Origin of the sequence: Vibrio sp. 10N.237.312.B06 (assembly GCF_041464685.1) — a bacterium.
Lineage (GTDB): Bacteria > Pseudomonadota > Gammaproteobacteria > Enterobacterales > Vibrionaceae > Vibrio > Vibrio tasmaniensis_A.
The window spans coordinates 24834-41320 of the sequence record NZ_JBFSPI010000003.1; the positions used below are offsets into that span (position 1 = coordinate 24834).

Sequence of the window (16487 nt, forward strand, 5' to 3'; positions counted from 1 at the left end):
TTGTTACATGCATCCTTTTATCAGCTAAGGTAATAAATCGAACATTAGACTGATGATGCAAAAAAGCCGCTGTAGTCAGCGGCTTGATGAGTTCTAGAGCGAACCTAATTCGAATATAAAATTTGCGTTAATCCCAGTTGAGGATCGACCAATTCGGTTGATCAGACAGTGCTTTCAAACGCGGGCATGGATTCACCAAGTAAGCAAAGTCAGCGTGTTCGCACAAAGGTAAGTCGTTGATTGAATCCGTATAAAAATGAATGTCTGAGTAGTTAGTTTCTTGATTGTCTAACCACTCTTTTAAACGGGTGACTTTGCCTTCACGGTAGCTTGGCACACCTGATATTTGAGAAGTAAAACGGCCTTGGTTTTCAATCAAATCAATACCGAGTGCATTCTCGATACCAATCTTGCGACCGACCGCTTCCACCAAGAAAGTTACGCTGGCAGAGATGATCAACATATCGATATCATCATTCTCAAGCTGCTCAATCAAAGGTTTCGACTGCTTGAACTGTCTAGGCAAAATATGCTGTTCAACACACTCTTCCACCAAAGCGGTAACTTGCTCTGTTGGCATATCGGCCAAAGGCTGCATGGAAAATGTTAGGTAATCTTCCATGTTCAATTTGCCTTCCGAATATAAACCCATTAAGCGCTTATCTTCTTCAATAAAGTTGGGCGCTGTGGCAATGCCCCTTTCAACCAAGAACTCATTCCAGAGCATCGCTGCATCGGCATTGATCAGCGTTTCATCCATATCAAATACATACAAAGGTTTGAACATCTTAGGCTCTCACGGGTTGAATTTCGTTAAGGTTAAAACTAAACCATAGTTCTAGTTGGCTGCATGCTATAACGGGATTGTGACATTAAGAGCATATTTTCGTGGCAGTTGTATTTCACGGCTATGACAATCACCACATGCTTGTTTTCTTAAATACAACAGCTTATGGATTCAATCAGTATTGATACACATAGTTATTTAACTATATGTATTTAAATAACTATGTGGATTTAGCTAACGAGATGTATTGGCTAACCAAGTGCTCATTAGCAAAAAAAAGAAACTCCGACTGATTCTGTCGGAGTTTCTTATAGAGTTGGATATGCTTTAGCGAGACATCAGCTAATTGAACCTAAACGATTTTCTGCTCATGTTCCTTGCTCGACTCAGTTCCTTTCGACAAGAAACTGGCAACGATCTCTCTTAGTTTCCCTTGATTGACGGGTTTTGGTAAAAATTCATCCATACCCACATCGAAGCACAAATGCTTATCTCGTTGCACGACGTTGGCCGTCAGCGCAACGATCGGAATGTGTTTAGAGGTTCCTTCTTCGAGCGCTCGGATCTGCTTAGTCGCTTCGAAACCATCAAGAACTGGCATCTGGCAATCCATGAAAATCATCACATAGTCATTGGCCTTAAATTTCTCGACACCAATTTCACCGTTGTCTGCAATATCCACCTCAAACCCCAGCTTCTTAAGCATCATTTTGGCAACTTGTTGGTTCACTCTAGAATCTTCAACGACCAAAACCTTACCACTAAACGGAGCAGCCACTGGTTTTGGCTCTTCTTTGATTGGAGCTTGTTTGTCTATTTGTGTCGTTCTAACAGAAGCAGATGTTGTAGCTTCAACAGAACTCGATGATTTGGTTAATGGCACGGGTTGATTATCTTTAAACGCTACCTCACCTCGATTTGGATAGGTAAAGGTTGAGGTATCAGCCGATCTCGCCAGGACTTCACTCAGCGTCCATTTAAGCTGATTATCTTGATAAGGGCGAGCAATGTAGGCAACAAAACCCACTTGTTTGGCGCGTGCTTCATCCTGTTTTCGAGGGTCGGCAGAAATCATCACTAGCTTCGGACAAGCTTTGTCAAAACGCTCAATCAAACTTCTTGCTAATTGGAATCCATCAATAGACGGCATCACTTTATCAATCAGCACCAGATCATAAGGCAACGACTTCGCCACAGACTCTGAAACAAGCTCTAACGCTTGAGTGGCGGTTTCACAGCACTCAGACTTAACGCCGAATGATTGAAGTTGTGTTGAGGTAATACGCATGTTCAACTGGCTGTCATCAACCAGAAGTACCGAGACTTTATTAAAATCGATGTTGCTCTCGTCAACGTCTAAGCTCGGGTCAAAGTCAGCGGTAAAGTAGAATGTACTTCCCTTACCTACGACACTGGTTAGCTCAAGCTTACTGCCCATTAAGGTCACAATCTTATCGCATATCGTAAGACCAAGCCCCGTGCCTCCGTAGATGCGGGTGGTGCTGCCGTCGGCTTGTTGAAACTTATCGAATACCGATTGTTGCTTGTCTTCTGCGATACCAATACCACTATCGGTCACCTCAAATTTCACTCTGAGCTTTTGTTCCGGCTCTATGACTTCTTCTAAACGAAGTGAGAGCATGACATGACCATGTTCGGTAAATTTGATGGCATTCCCGACTAGGTTATTCAGCACTTGTCTTAACTGAGTGCCATCGCCAATCACCATGGTTGGGATCTTAGGATCAATCGCCAGTTGGAATTTGAGCCCTTTTTGCTCGGCTTTAACTCTGAAAGTCGACTCTACATCGGCAGCAATACCCATCATTTTCATCGGTTCTTGCTGAAGCTCTAAACGACCCGCTTCAATCTTCGAGTAGTCGAGAATGTCATTGATTAAATCGAGTAGAGTAAGCGAAGAGGTGTTGAGCATGTCGACATACTCTTTTTGCTCTTTCGGCATATCCATTTCAGAAAGCAGTGATGAAAGCCCAATAATCCCGTTCATTGGAGTGCGGATTTCGTGGCTCATGTTGGCAAGAAATTCACTCTTGTTACGGTTCGCTACCTCTGCAGTATCTTTGGCTTTTTCCAATTCTTGGTATTGTTGGCGAATACGTTCAATCGACTGATTGTAGCTGCTCTCTAGTGTCGAGATCTCATCACTGTATGTAGAGTTAGTGGGTGTTAAAAATCGCGGCTTGTTGTCTTCAACCTGTTGATGGTTGATCTGAGAAGACATGGTCATTAAGCGCTTGACTACAAGGCGATAGACGATGGTTAAACACACCAGAGACAATAAGAAGATTTTAACTGCTTCGAAGGCGAGCAATAATAATACCCGATCTTCAAAGTCGTTGAGAATCATACTCAGATCAGACTGCACCGTGAGCGTCGCCAGTTGGAACTCTGAGCCTCCCATCTGATGCACCATATCCCAAGATTGAGAATAAGACTGACCGGACGTCTGTTGACCTAATTCTAAAATTTTTTCATCGGGGCTTTCTATTAACAGATAACTGACCGAGGGTAAGCGGGAGATACCTTCAGCTTGCACAAACAGTTGCTCTCGGTCTTCAACCCACAAACTGGCGGTTAAGCCGGAAAGATAACCATCCTTAACCTGTTCGATCTGAGAACTGATAAAAGAAACTCGATTTTGGTACTCCACATACAAACCTAGACCTGTCACTATGACTGTGAATAAGGTACTGATTGCGATGATTACCCCGATCAACTGTCGGGAGAGTCCAATATAGCGTTTTCCTTTATTCACCATACAAAAATTACCATTATTGTTATCCTAGCAAACTACAATTACTCAACTAGTATAATAGTAGTCATTCATCAAATAACTAGGGAAGGTTATGAAAAAACATCTAATAGTTGCATCCATAGTCAGTTTGTTTTCAAGCAGTTATGCTTTTGCAAGCGAACCTGTTCACTACTACATTATTGCAAGCCAAGCGCAACCTTTTCAGATCGAAACTGACGGGTCATCTCACAGAGGAATGGTTTCGGATATTGTTGAAGCCGTATTTGACGACAGCCAATACGAGATCGATTACCACACCTACCCTTTCAACCGAATGGTCGATAAGCTCGACGCTAGAGAGAATCCAAACTGGGTCACCTATGGCAGCCCAAGTTGGGGAAATATCCAATCTGTAAACTTGTCTAAAGATCCGATTTACAATGTAAAACATGTGTTACTTAGCAGCGGCAAGAAGCCATTTGAGTTCAACACTATCGATGATTTAAACGGAAAAGCGGTGGTATTGCTGGTGGGGTTTGAATATCCAAATCTAGAGCCTTATATCCAACAAGGTAAGCTTAACGAGATTCGAGTTAAAGATTACAGCGCGGCTTTTCGTGTATTAAACCGAACTCCGGGTGATACCGTTTTTGTTGAAATGGAATCTCGAATCAAATACAACCTAAATGAGCAGAAACTCAGTATTGATGACTACCAGATGCAAGAGTTTGGCTCAGTGATCAATAACTACCCCATCCATTTAGCATTTGACCCAGAGATGGATCCTAAACTGCAAAGCTTCATCGACCAGCGCCTCGACCAAATGAAAGACGATGGTCAGCTCAACGACATCGTACAGAGTTACTTATAGCAACAGCATCAGTTGTAACCTTCGCATAAAGGTATAGCTTAGGTAACGTAATTTAGCTCTCTTCGATGACTAACTCGCTCTTAAGCCTAAAAGGCTGCCCTGATTAGCACAGAAGCTAAGTAGGGCGGCCTTTTTTAATTCATCTTTAAGGGCCAAAAGAGTTTGCCTGTAATCGAGCTACTTAATTTGGAACCACGGAGGTAAATGGATTAGTGTGCAGCAATCAAATGCAGTTGCTGAGTACGAAGCTCTTGTCGTACTGCCATCAGAATCTTGCCTAAATGGTTCTCGCCGGTTCCATCGCCACCATCCCCCCAGAAGTGGTCTTTGTGCGAATGTTCTTTGATCACCGAATCTCCGGTATTAGTAAGAAACAACGCAAACTGTGGGTTCTGCCTGAACTTCTCTGTGACAATGAACTGCATCACTTCAACACGAATGTCATACCAATCTTCCCGAACTTGGTCTTCATAATCACGGCTTAAAGAGAATGCTTCAGCAGGAGTCGAGGCTTCGAGAATGGTGTTACGCAGCGCTTGAGAGGCAAACTTCATCGCTTGATAATAATGCTCGCTGGTTGCCCAAACTTGATCGTCGATTTTGATAGGACAAGCGGCAAAATTTGACAGGTACCCGTTTGGATCTTCAGGTTCATAGAACAGCACTTCTTTGGCTTTAGCCACCGAATTAGACATAGCCTTCTCCTTACCAACAACATCGCATATTTTTGCTTTAACTTTAAAATTAGTGGCGTTGCATATAACTGTCAAACAACTTAGTTAAAGAGTATGCCAAGGGCATGTTTTTAGTCGAGAACAAGTAATGTAGAGGAAGGACAATAGATTTAAATGGTGAGAGGCAAGGAGCATGGTTTACTTATAAAAAGCACAAACTTATTTAAAAAAGGCATATAAATCAAAGGGTGACGGTGCGCCACCCTTCTAAATGCAATGGGGATTGTTAATGAATTAGACCTAGCTCCCTCGCTTCTTCCAGACTAAAACCGCTTTCTCTAATTTCTCTTAGAGCTTCAATACGACGACGAGCTTCAGCAGACTTCATTTTCTTTTCTGGTTTGAAAGATACTTCTTCTTCAGCATCCCACTTATTTGCAATATTTGTCATTTCATCATGGTTGATAGAATTAATGGACATGTTTTCCTCCGAAAAGCACCATGTAATGGACAGGTAATCTGTAGCAAATGCTATTTCGCTTGTTAAGCAATTCTGTACTGAAATGTGATGATTCCGACGCTTCACAAAGCTAATTAATAAATGCCTCATTTAAACTTTGCCAAAGCCATTTTGTGCCATTACATTTAAAAGATTCCCCATAAGAAATGTGGTTTGATCCACCTCTCATTTTCCTCGTTCTCATTTCCTATTTCCCGCTGAAACTTCATGAAATAATCAAAAAATAATTCGAGTCACTTCATTCTTTTTGTGCTCTTCTCTTCCACTAAATTCAACACATGTTAATGATAATAGTTATCAATATCATAACTGAGTGTTTATCATGTCTAGGGAAAATTTAGAGACACCTCTTCTCGAAGTGAAGAATCTATGTGTCGATTACATTACCGATGACGGCGATTTTAATGCCGTAAAATCCGTAAGCTTTAACATAGGCCAAGGCGAGATTTTTGGTTTAGCGGGAGAATCCGGGTGTGGCAAAAGTACCATCGCATTTGCCATTAACCGTCTGCATAAGCCACCGGCTTTCATCTCTGGCGGACAAATACTGTTTGGCGGGCAAGATCTGCTGAGCTTATCGGACAGCCACTTGAACACCTTACGTTGGAGTGAGATCGCAATGGTGTTCCAGAGCGCGATGAACTCACTTAACCCTGTACTGACCATTGAAGAACAGTTTGCCGATGTATTGCGCCACCACAAGGGCATGAACAACGAGCAAGCAAAAGATCGCGCCGAAAAGTTACTCGACCTAGTCAATATCCCTCGCCACCGTCTAGCCGAGTACCCACACCAGTTTAGCGGTGGGATGCGTCAACGTTTGGTGATTGCGATAGCTCTCGCGCTCAACCCTAAGTTGATTATCATGGATGAACCGACCACTGCACTGGATGTGGTTGTACAGCGTGAAATTCTGCAGCAAATACACCAACTCAGAGAAGAGTTTGGTTTCTCAATATTGTTTATCACCCACGACCTCGCACTAATGAGCCAACTGTGCGATCGAATTGCCATTATGCGTCATGGGCAGATAGTTGAAGTCAACCAAGCCCATGAGATTCGCAATAACCCTCAGCACTCCTACACCCAAAAGCTATGGAGTTCCTTCCCCAATATTCACGAACACGCTCACGCAACTGCGTGCTAGGAGAGCTCCATGTCACAACCTATTTTTCAAGTAAAAAACCTCGTTAAAGAATTCACTGTTGGTGGTGGATTTGGCAAAGAAGAGATCTTTAGAGCACTGCATGGGGTGAGTTTTGATTTACATGCAGGTAAAACATTGGCACTGGTTGGCGAATCAGGCTGCGGGAAAAGCACCTGCGCTCGACTGATGACCAAAGTGTATCCGCCAACAGAGGGAGAAATACTGTTCAATGGCAGAGATATTTCTACCTTAAAAAGTCGTAAAGATATCTTGGATTACCGAAGCCGCGTGCAAATGATATTTCAAGACCCATTTGGCTCACTCAATCCAACCCACACCATTGAACACCACTTAACGCGGCCCCTTAAGATCCACAAGCAAGTTGCTACGAAACAAGCTCTCACAGAGCGTCTCAAAGAGTTGTTAACGCTGGTGGAGTTGCCCATCGAAACTCTCACCAAATACCCTCATGAGCTCAGTGGAGGCCAAAGACAGCGCATAAACTTAGCCAGAGCACTCGCAGTCGGTGCTGAGGTTATCCTTGCCGATGAACCCACCTCGATGTTGGATGTTTCAATACGACTCGGTGTTTTGAACCTAATGCAGAGGATGAAGAAAGAGTTAGGGATAGGTTTTTTGTACATTACGCATGATCTCGCAACAGCACACTACATCGCAGAAGAGACAGCTGTGATGTACAAGGGACAGATCGTTGAGTGGGGATCAACCCAGTCGATCTTAACCAACCCACAACACCCATACACTAAGTTATTGATCTCTGCTGTGCCCGATCCTGATCTACCATTTGGCGAACTCGTGAAAAATGAGCCAAACTATTCAATAGACGCTGATCGTATTCGTGAACAAAGCAGTGAAATACAGCATGAGATCAAGCAAGTTTCAGATAATTACTATGTTAAACAGTGGGATAATGTTGCATGAATGAACTAGACACTTGGTTAGAGCGGATCGGAAATTGGTACAAAGACCGAAAGCATGATCAAGTGGAGAAGTTAGAGCCTTTGATCTTAACGCCTCCAGATGCACTCTGGGGGCCTTTGATCACGGATGAACAGAGCAAAGGCATCGCATGCTGGTTAGACGGATGCTTGAGAATCTTTACGTTTTATCGATATAAAGATGAAATTCTGATGGCATCGACAAAACTTCCACCACCAAGCCCACCATCTATCTCAAACGAACTTAGTGGCTCGCACCATCAGGAAAAAGCTTTCCAATACTTGATGTTTGCCTATAGCAAGCTTCAAGCTGTGTCTTGTAATCCAAAATCAGAACCTGACTTACAAGAGTGGTGTACACAGCGGCTACAGCACTTGTGTGTATTGGCTTTGGAGTTTACCAACCAACAACAAGAACCGCGCTGGAAAGAAGAATCAGAAAAATTGATCGAATCGCATGTACGCTTTATGGCAAGTCAACACCAAAACGATGATCAAGGTATGGCTCTACGTCAACTGCACTGATCCATTCCTTGTTCAACCCCTGTTCGATCAAACATCAAAGCTGAACCCCATCAAAAATAAGCACCGTAGAAAGCATGATCTCACCTTGATCATGCTTCAGGAACGGACTCCATAAGCTGTAGAATTTAAATGGTAAGCTTTTGAATGTTAATGATTAGCCGAATTGCAGGCAAAAAAAAGCGAGTCCCTTAGGAACTCGCAAAAATCTATTCAGTATGATGTAACAAAATATGAGCCAATCTATTAATCATAAGAAAGGACAAAAGGTTGTCTATTCGGGATAAATAATAATCAACTGGATGCGCTACATTGTCATCAATTTGTCAGCGTTAGGTGCGGTTTTAATCAGCACCTAATGTGTTCAAACTATCCATTCGTCGACCGTAAATACGGGCTTCTTACAACTGAGCAGTGACAGTGATTGGTGGTTAGTGACTAGTGGCCAATCGCCATTTCGTCGAGCGCTAAGAACACGTTTTCGTCTAAATGACCTTCGTGAACTTGTTTACACACTTTACGACGCACAGCTAAACCAGAGATCAAACGTTCAATAGACAAGTGTCGATTGCTGGTGCTGTCACGGTCGTTGTAAAGCTCAATCAAGCGACTCAGTGTTTCGTATGGGATAACGTCCTCCCCTACTCTCAACCAATCAAGCTTCTCAATGAGCTCAGAACACTCTTCTTTGATTGAAGCATGTGAATGCCCTGTCATAGCAGATAAAGCCGTTATACTGCGTTCTAGAGCCTCTGCAGAGGTATATTTAGAGAGAGTAATCATGATCTCGTCAGCGTTGATCTCAACAGAGTGTTTACGCTGCTTAACTCGACGTCCCAATTTGCCTCTTGGCGACGGTGCTTTGCGCTGAATTGGCTCAAACTCACCATCGATAATCTCAGACAACTCTTCCAATTTCTGCTTAGACACCATTTCATTACGCAGTGGGTTCGGTAACGTTGGTGCCATATTACGCTTGCCTGCATTGGTGGTGCGTGCTCTTGAGTAACGTAAGACTTCTTCCACATTACATTTGATATCAACCTGATAATCAGTCGTTTTTCCTTTTTCGATCAACGCGGTGATCGTTAAGTGATAACCCCAAAGGTTAACCAGGAAGGTATCTTCTTGATCCCCTACTTCACCTAACTTTCTGAGCTCGCGGATCAGATCCATCGAGAAACGACGCCAATCGATGTTACGCGCCAATTTCTGGTTGAGCTCACTGAGCAACATGCTATCTGAATGGCGACGTGCCATGCGGCTTCTAAAGTACGAATACATTTGGAAGACCAAGGTATGTTGCTTCAGGATTTCTGGCGGAAATAGGAAGAAATAGTCACGCGTCAGCAGCTCTTCGTAGAACGAAGGTTCCCAAACCAGGATGTATAAGTTCGGTTTAATGCGAATTTCGCCGTCAGAGCCTTCTGTAGGCGCTTCTTCCGATGCGGTAATGGTTCTAGCTAGGAATCGGAAACGATCACTCTTAAAGCCTTCTGGCATGTTCTCGCTAAGCCAACGGCCTGTGAGCTCATGCAATTGGAAGTCGGTAAATTCGATACGATCAATACTGTCACGGATCGAATCACGTGCCGGCCCGCTGTCTTTCTTGCCACGCAAGGACAAAATATCCGTGATGTAAAGTGGTGTTTTGTTCGGTGTGTGTTTCGCGTCTAGATGGTAATCATCTTGGTGATGATCATGATATTGAACAGTAAGCGTGAATAACGCGAATAGCGTCATCAGATCATCAACCGTCATAATGTTTTTTGAAGATCGTGTCTCGATCACAGCTCGAGTTCCAGAGATCGAAACCATTGATTTTTGGTAGCTCTTGCGCGTTCTAGGGGGCGCTAAGGCTTGATCAATAATACCCGCCCAATTAGTTGGCGACACAATAAATTGATCGGCTTCGTCTTTCATCGTTGGTGGGGTATTGAGTCCGTGTTCATTCAATAAGCGCTTGTTGACTTTGGTTTGAGCTAGAGCTTTAGATCGCTTTTGCTTCTCATTTTGCTTCACGCTTTCTGTCACTAAGCTAGTAGCACCCAGTACTGATATCAATTGGTTTGGGTTAACAAAGCGATGCAGCATAGTTTTACCAGCAAGACCTTCTTCAAAGCGAACCGGAATTTGCCTGAAAAGACCGATACTAACCGCAGCTCTTAACCTTTGCTGTAAGGCTGCACGAGTAACTTGACCATCGGTTGATTCAATAATCTCGGTAGTAGAAACGTAACCGTCTTTACTGCTAAACCCACGAAGTGAAATTAGGTTAAGAAGCTCAACGATGCTTTTGGTGACACCTTTGAAGTGTTGATATTGTTCTATCCATTCAACGGCTGTTTCAGATACCTCAAATAAATGACCATCTTTGTGGCTTCGTGCCTTAATTAACAATTTCTCTTCTGGTTTCATTTTTGATCCGTATCACACTAACCGTAATTTCACTATAGTTCCTGAATGATAAAGAAAGAATGATCATAAATAAAGAGAATTTATTGGCTTTTAAATAACTGATCTTTTTGATTAATATGATCTTAAATGATTAAGTGATCTAATGATCTGGCTGTTCTTGTGGTTTTAAGTTGCTGAATTTAAAGGTTTAAAATAAACCCCCTCGGAAAGCATGATCATAAAAACACCGAAACTATGATCATTAAATCAAAGAAAGCATGATCACAAAACACCAGAAGTATGATCATTAAGTCATTGTAAGCATGATCATTATTGGCTTGAAAGCATGATCATTATACTTATACAGCTTATCCACAGTTCGGAAGTCAACATCATCTTCTAAGTCACTTCATACAACTCAATACGGATATTTATGATGGCCAATCTATCGGAACAATGATCAAGTGATGGTACTTTTTTATCCTTCCCGCCCTATTGAGGATAAAATTTAACCTGTATCTGTTGAAAATGGATAGCTTTGATGTATTTAGCGTAGGTGGGAGTTAACTAGGAAGCATGATCATGAAATTGTCATGTTTGCGTATTCTCGGTCAGTGTAGATTGAATTTTCAATCATTGAGCCCTTATAGGCGTTGAATCCCCATTACAAAAGCATTTGTCCGTAACTTAGCTCTTAAATCACATGCTTCCGGAACGATATTTACTTGATCATTTTTCCGGAGTTTGATCATTTGTAATGTGCAGTTGCTCGGATCAATATTGCTAAGTTTGCGCCTTGATCATGCTTCATAATTTGGTGTTATTAATTCTCTTACATTAGATGTGTTCCATGATCATTCTTCCGCTCAGGTTAGAATCCTCTGTTGTTTTTTTGCAACTCCTCTTCTCTTATGTTTTGAATTTTTTGTCCATTGAGCGTTATTTAATTTTTATTGAATTGAAAATCTATAAATTCGAATGCAAATCACACCAACCGTAATCTATGGTTGTGTTTCAATCGTTCCGCAGCTTTTTAGCGATAATATCATTTACATTGTAAATAAGTGATGCTGTAACATTTTAAATATGCACTAGAAATAACATGGTTGTGCATGGTGAAAATGATGACTTTTAGTATTACTCTGAGGTGATGTTTCATCAAATTGTAAAAACACTGTCTATTTTATGTGAGTTTACTCATAAATGCATGTTCATGTTTTTGTTGTGTTTGTTGTTAATCGCTGTACAATTTGTACTTAGTTAATCATTACGGAAACTGGCAATGAAAAGAGAACAAACGATTGATAAGCTCTATCAGCTAGCCGAACAAACTCAACAAGTTCAGGCTGACCGAATTGAGATTATTTTGGAAGAGCGAAGTGATGAACATTTCCCTCCAATGTCTAAAGCTATGATGGAGACTCGTTCTGGTTTAACGCGTCGTAAACTCGATGAAGCGATCACTAAACTTGAAGCTGATGGCCATCAGTTTACAAAGAACAACGCCAATCACTACTCGATTTCATTGACAGAAGCTCACATGTTGATGGACGCGGCAGAAGTGCCAAAGTTCCATCAACGTAAGCAGCATGCTGACAATAAACCATGGATTATCAACGTACAAAACCAAAAGGGTGGTACGGGTAAATCAATGACGGCAGTTCACTTAGCTGCGTGCTTATCTCTAAATTTGGATAAGCGCTACCGTATCTGTCTGATTGACTTGGATCCACAAGGCTCTTTGCGTCTGTTCTTAAACCCACAAATTAGTGGTGCAGAGCATGACAGCATTTATTCTGCAGTCGATATCATGTTGGATAATGTGCCAGAAGAGCAGGATGTTGACCTAGAATTCTTGCGTAAGAACGTGCTGTTGCCAACTCAGTATCCTAATTTGAAGACTATTTCAGCCTTCCCAGAAGATGCGATGTTTAACGCTGAAGCATGGCAAAGTCTGTCTAGAGATCAGTCACTTGATATTGTTCGTCTTTTGAAAGAAAAGCTTATCGACAAAATCGCCGATGATTTTGATGTGATCATGATTGATACTGGACCACACGTGGACCCGTTAGTGTGGAATGCAATGTACGCGTCGAACGCACTTTTAATACCATGTGCAGCCAAGCGTTTGGACTGGGCTTCAACGGTTAACTTCTTCCAGCACTTGCCAACGGTTTATGAAATGTTCCCGGACGATTGGAAAGGGCTTGAGTTCGTTCGTCTAATGCCAACGATGTTTGAAGACGACAATAAAAAACAGGTATCAGTTCTGACTGAGATGAACTACCTGTTGAATGACCAAGTAATGATGGCCACGATTCCAAGAAGCCGCGCCTTTGAAACTTGTGCTGACACTTACAGCACGGTTTTCGATCTGACGGTAAGCGACTTTGAGGGCGGTAAGAAAACTCTGGCTGTGGCTCAAGACGCAGTACAAAAAAGTGCTCTAGAATTAGAGCGTGTATTACATAGCAACTGGCCTTCACTTAATCAGGGATAACAAGAATGGCAATTAAAACATCTGACTTAAATGCAAAGCTATTTGGTAAAGCAAACAAACGTCGCGTAGCTACGCCACAAGAAGCTCAAACTGCGGTAAAAGAGCAAGCTCAAGTGATTGAGCTTTCTGTTGCGGGTGAAGATTTAGTTTCATTTGAATTGGTTCGAATTCCAGCCGCTGATGTAGCAACACGAACGGTTGTTTTTGAAGAGAATGCTCGTGAGCAGTCTTTCTTGAATGAGCACGCGCTTTCTGACGTACTAACTACGCTTAAAGAGCGCGGCCAGCAATATCCAGCGGTTGGCCGTAAGAACAAAGACGGCAAGATTGAAGTTCTTGATGGTAGCCGTCGTCGTATGTCATGTATTTTGGCTGACAAAGAGTTCTTGATCTATGTCGCTGAAAACATTAACGGCGAACATGCTAAGTTTTTATCAGATGTAGCTAACGCTCATAAACCACTTTCTCTCTATGAGAAGGGGAAGGAGATGCAAGCGAAGCTTGATAAAGGCGAAGCTGAAGACCAGAAAGCACTCGCTAAAATGTTCCAGTGCAGTGAAGCTTTGGTGAGTGGCGCGTTGAAAGCGGCCGCTTTACCACTTGAATTATTACAAGCTTACCCAAATGTGAGCGATCTTGGCCGTCCGACTATTGTTAAGTTACACAAACAATTTAGCGGTCTTACTAGTGAGCAGCAACAAACATTACTGACCAAGTGTGGTGCTTCTGAAGGTTTTGTGTGGCAGCGCAGCGAAGCTCAAGGCGTAACTCGTTTAACAAAAGACGTGACAGAGACTTTAGAAGGTTGGGTGCTCGAACTAGCACCAGCACCCGCGAAGAAAGCTTCTCCAAAAGTTGAACTTATTAAAGGTCGAGCGTCATATAGCCGTAAGGGTTCAAACTTGGCGTTAAATCTTAAGAAAGTTGATGATACAACAATGGAAGAAATCCTAGCATTCGTACAATCTAAGTTAGACTAAGTCACGACTTTCATTACTCCTCTAAAGCCGCTTTATGCGGCTTTTTATTTGGCTGTGATAAACTGTGTTTAGATGAATCTGGACGCTAACTATGACAAACCCAACCAATACTTTTCTGCATGCACTTTCTAATATTGCCCAACACAATGGTCACCGTTACGGTGTGGTCTTTGATGGCGACTTTGATTGGCAAAACTCTGCTGTTTTAACCTTCCTTGAAAATTCGTACACTCCGAGCATCTTCCAGATTGGTGGAACTCCGTTTGAAGGTGTGATTCATGCTCCAGTCAAAAAAGGCCAACAATTGCTTGGTCGTGAGTGCCAAGTTCTTGTTTGTGATTTTAGAGAGCAGTTTGATGCGAATGGTTTTAGCGCTGCACTAGGTTCGTTAATCGGAGGTGGGCTGTTGTTGGTGTTGCCGCCAAAAGTTGATGACTCTGAAGATAACGAGAGCTTTGGCCAACGTTGGTTAAAGGAGAATTTCAATAAGCTCATTTCGGTTTCACAACACAACGAAACAGACGATGTTGTTCAAGCGACTAAAGCACTTCCTCTCAAGCAAGACTTTGAAAACAGTTTGGACAAATTCGAACAGCAAAATCTGGCTGTTGAGTTGGTTAAAAAAGTGGTGTCTGGGCATCGTAAACGACCTTTAGTTCTCACGGCAGATCGAGGACGTGGTAAAAGCTCTACATTGGGTATTGCCGCTGCTCAGCTTTTGGTTGAGCGTCATGGATTAAATATCATCGTGACAGCGCCTTCAGTGAAAGCAATCGAGCCTGTATTTTCCCACGCGAGTCAAAGCCTAGAAGACTGTGAAGTGCTCAACGCAACTTACATTTGCTATCAAAGCGGAAGTTTAAGATTCGTAGCACCAGATGAATTACTTAAGTCTAAGCCTGATTGTGATTTGCTATTAGTCGATGAAGCGGCTGCAATTCCAATCCCGATGCTCAAATCTATGGTTGGCATTTATCATCGTATGGTTTTTTCAACCACCGTTCACGGATACGAGGGGAGTGGGAGAGGGTTTGGACTTAAGTTCGAGTCTTGGCTTTCAGAGCATCGCCCGGGGTGGAAAGGTTTTAAGCTCGATCAGCCCATTCGTTGGAATCGCAATGATCCACTAGAGCGTTGGTTGTTTGATTGCTTCTTGCTTGGTAACGACGCGTCGCTAAGTGACTCGGTGATTCATGAGTTAGATAGCTTTTCTGATCTGGCAATCAACCAACTGAGCTTGGTCGAGTTATCAAAGGCAGAATGCTTGGCGAACCCGGAGCCGCTACAGCAATGCTTTTCTCTTCTTGTTGACGCTCATTATCAAACGTCACCAAACGATCTAATGCAGTTTCTCAACAATCCAGCAATCCGTTTGTACGCTGCTTGGCAGAAAAACGAATGTTTAGGTTGTATGTTGGTAACTGAAGAAGGTGGGTTGGATAGCGATCTGATTGCTCAGATTCAACTTGGAAAACGAAGACCTCAAGGTCACCTAGCTCCAGTGTTACTCGCAAACCAACTGGGTTGTACGCAAGCGGCGCTCAGTCGTTGCCTTCGAGTTATGCGTATTGCCGTTTCAACACGTCATCAAGGTTCGGGGATTGGTCGTTGGATGTTGGGGCAGTTGTCAAAGCAAACTAATCAGGCGGATTACTTAGCAACGAGCTTTGGCGCTACCAGTGAATTGATTTCATTCTGGCGCGATAACGATTTTGTACCTGTGCACATTGGCCACCAGCGCGATCAAGCAAGCGGCTGTCACTCGGTATTGATGGTTAAGCCACTTAATAAAAGCGCACAGAATTGGGTCTACAATCTGATAAGTCACTTTGAACGTAGTTTCTGTTTTCTCACTTCTGGTTCTTTGGCTTCTCTCGAGGTTGATATGGTGCGCGCATTATTACCAAGGCAAGCGGAATCTATGGCAGAGTCTGAAATCCAACTCCTCAGGAATTATGTCGATGGTGGTAATAGTTACGACAGCATTGGTTTCAGTGTCCTGAATTTGATTCTCCAAAGTAATGGTCATCAAGCGCACATAACTGAATCTGACGCTATAATCGATACAGGTTTCGTTGTTCCAGACTTACTTATCGCGAAAGTCGTGCAGCAGAAAGAGTGGGGGACTTGTGTCGAACAGTTTAATCTAGTCGGACGAAAACAAGCTGAGCTACAGTTTAGGAAAGATGTCGGTACTCTACTATTAAATTTACACTGTAAATAAGTAGGTCAACGATCGTCACTAAATTTGGAACGACAGAGCATATGTCGAGCTGTTAATTAGATTTACAGTGTAAATTAGAAGGCCGGATTTACACTGTAAACTGAACCGCGGTATGTAATGACCTATGTGATTTCAATTATCCAATCTCTAT

Annotated in this window: 12 protein-coding genes; 7 read left to right on the forward strand and 5 right to left on the reverse strand. The window is 42.6% G+C overall.

The window, feature by feature from the left end:
• Nucleotides 1–127: 127 nt before the first annotated feature.
• Nucleotides 128–787 (reverse strand): HAD family hydrolase, encoded by a 660-nt coding sequence (locus tag AB6C75_RS01270; protein WP_372106504.1) that lies wholly within the window; start codon nt 785–787, stop codon nt 128–130.
• A gap of 352 nt (nt 788–1139) precedes the next feature.
• On the reverse strand, nt 1140–3566 hold the full coding sequence (locus AB6C75_RS01275) for a response regulator (protein ID WP_372106506.1): 2427 nt from the start codon (nt 3564–3566) through the stop codon (nt 1140–1142).
• An 88-nt stretch (nt 3567–3654) separates the two neighbouring features.
• Here AB6C75_RS01275 and AB6C75_RS01280 point away from each other — a divergent pair, with 88 nt between their 5' ends.
• The gene (locus tag AB6C75_RS01280) at nt 3655–4413 is read left to right on the forward strand and encodes an ABC transporter substrate-binding protein (protein WP_102248758.1); all 759 of its coding nucleotides are present in this window, start codon (nt 3655–3657) and stop codon (nt 4411–4413) included.
• Between the two features lie 209 nt (nt 4414–4622).
• Here AB6C75_RS01280 and AB6C75_RS01285 read toward each other — a convergent pair whose 3' ends face one another.
• Together AB6C75_RS01285 and AB6C75_RS01290 are read right to left on the reverse strand one after the other, a co-directional pair.
• Nucleotides 4623–5183, reverse strand: a complete 561-nt coding sequence (locus AB6C75_RS01285; RefSeq protein WP_012601297.1) for an NADAR family protein — start codon at nt 5181–5183, stop codon at nt 4623–4625.
• A 190-nt stretch (nt 5184–5373) separates the two neighbouring features.
• Nucleotides 5374–5568, reverse strand: a complete 195-nt coding sequence (locus tag AB6C75_RS01290) for a PA3496 family putative envelope integrity protein (protein ID WP_004732575.1) — start codon at nt 5566–5568, stop codon at nt 5374–5376.
• A gap of 361 nt (nt 5569–5929) precedes the next feature.
• Between AB6C75_RS01290 and AB6C75_RS01295 the strand changes: the two genes are divergently transcribed.
• From AB6C75_RS01295 to AB6C75_RS01305, 3 genes are read left to right on the forward strand one after another with little or no spacing between them, the layout of a single operon-like run.
• Nucleotides 5930–6754, forward strand: coding sequence for an ABC transporter ATP-binding protein (locus AB6C75_RS01295; RefSeq protein WP_372048144.1), 825 nt, complete (start codon nt 5930–5932; stop codon nt 6752–6754).
• 9 nt (nt 6755–6763) lie between these two features.
• Nucleotides 6764–7696: an ATP-binding cassette domain-containing protein gene (locus AB6C75_RS01300; protein ID WP_372106508.1), complete on the forward strand. Its 933-nt coding sequence runs from the start codon at nt 6764–6766 to the stop codon at nt 7694–7696.
• Entirely contained in the window at nt 7693–8238 is a 546-nt protein-coding gene (locus AB6C75_RS01305) for a transcriptional regulator (protein ID WP_372106509.1), read from the forward strand. The genes AB6C75_RS01300 and AB6C75_RS01305 overlap by 4 nt, the downstream gene beginning before the upstream one ends.
• A gap of 435 nt (nt 8239–8673) precedes the next feature.
• Here AB6C75_RS01305 and AB6C75_RS01310 read toward each other — a convergent pair whose 3' ends face one another.
• The gene (locus AB6C75_RS01310) at nt 8674–10653 is read right to left on the reverse strand and encodes a replication initiator protein RctB domain-containing protein (RefSeq protein WP_012601303.1); all 1980 of its coding nucleotides are present in this window, start codon (nt 10651–10653) and stop codon (nt 8674–8676) included.
• A 1261-nt stretch (nt 10654–11914) separates the two neighbouring features.
• Here AB6C75_RS01310 and AB6C75_RS01315 point away from each other — a divergent pair.
• The 3 genes from AB6C75_RS01315 to AB6C75_RS01325 all read left to right on the forward strand — a co-directional run bounded on the left by AB6C75_RS01315 (nt 11915) and on the right by AB6C75_RS01325 (nt 16336).
• Nucleotides 11915–13132 (forward strand): ParA family protein, encoded by a 1218-nt coding sequence (locus tag AB6C75_RS01315; RefSeq protein WP_009846016.1) that lies wholly within the window; start codon nt 11915–11917, stop codon nt 13130–13132.
• Nucleotides 13133–13137: 5 nt separating this feature from the next.
• Nucleotides 13138–14112 (forward strand): ParB/RepB/Spo0J family partition protein, encoded by a 975-nt coding sequence (locus AB6C75_RS01320; RefSeq protein WP_009846015.1) that lies wholly within the window; start codon nt 13138–13140, stop codon nt 14110–14112.
• 91 nt (nt 14113–14203) lie between these two features.
• Nucleotides 14204–16336 carry a GNAT family N-acetyltransferase gene (locus AB6C75_RS01325; protein ID WP_372106511.1) on the forward strand — a complete coding sequence of 711 codons (2133 nt, stop codon included), beginning with the start codon at nt 14204–14206 and terminating at the stop codon, nt 16334–16336.
• Nucleotides 16337–16487 lie beyond the last annotated feature (151 nt).

Coding starts and splice junctions, on each gene's coding strand:
- AB6C75_RS01270 (WP_372106504.1), bottom strand. CDS start 787: ATGTTCAAACCTTTGTATGTATTTGATATGGATGAAACGCTGATCAAT.
- AB6C75_RS01275 (WP_372106506.1), bottom strand. CDS start 3,566: ATGGTGAATAAAGGAAAACGCTATATTGGACTCTCCCGACAGTTGATC.
- AB6C75_RS01280 (WP_102248758.1), top strand. CDS start 3,655: ATGAAAAAACATCTAATAGTTGCATCCATAGTCAGTTTGTTTTCAAGC.
- AB6C75_RS01290 (WP_004732575.1), bottom strand. CDS start 5,568: ATGTCCATTAATTCTATCAACCATGATGAAATGACAAATATTGCAAAT.
- AB6C75_RS01295 (WP_372048144.1), top strand. CDS start 5,930: ATGTCTAGGGAAAATTTAGAGACACCTCTTCTCGAAGTGAAGAATCTA.
- AB6C75_RS01300 (WP_372106508.1), top strand. CDS start 6,764: ATGTCACAACCTATTTTTCAAGTAAAAAACCTCGTTAAAGAATTCACT.
- AB6C75_RS01305 (WP_372106509.1), top strand. CDS start 7,693: ATGAATGAACTAGACACTTGGTTAGAGCGGATCGGAAATTGGTACAAA.
- AB6C75_RS01310 (WP_012601303.1), bottom strand. CDS start 10,653: ATGAAACCAGAAGAGAAATTGTTAATTAAGGCACGAAGCCACAAAGAT.
- AB6C75_RS01315 (WP_009846016.1), top strand. CDS start 11,915: ATGAAAAGAGAACAAACGATTGATAAGCTCTATCAGCTAGCCGAACAA.
- AB6C75_RS01320 (WP_009846015.1), top strand. CDS start 13,138: ATGGCAATTAAAACATCTGACTTAAATGCAAAGCTATTTGGTAAAGCA.
- AB6C75_RS01325 (WP_372106511.1), top strand. CDS start 14,204: ATGACAAACCCAACCAATACTTTTCTGCATGCACTTTCTAATATTGCC.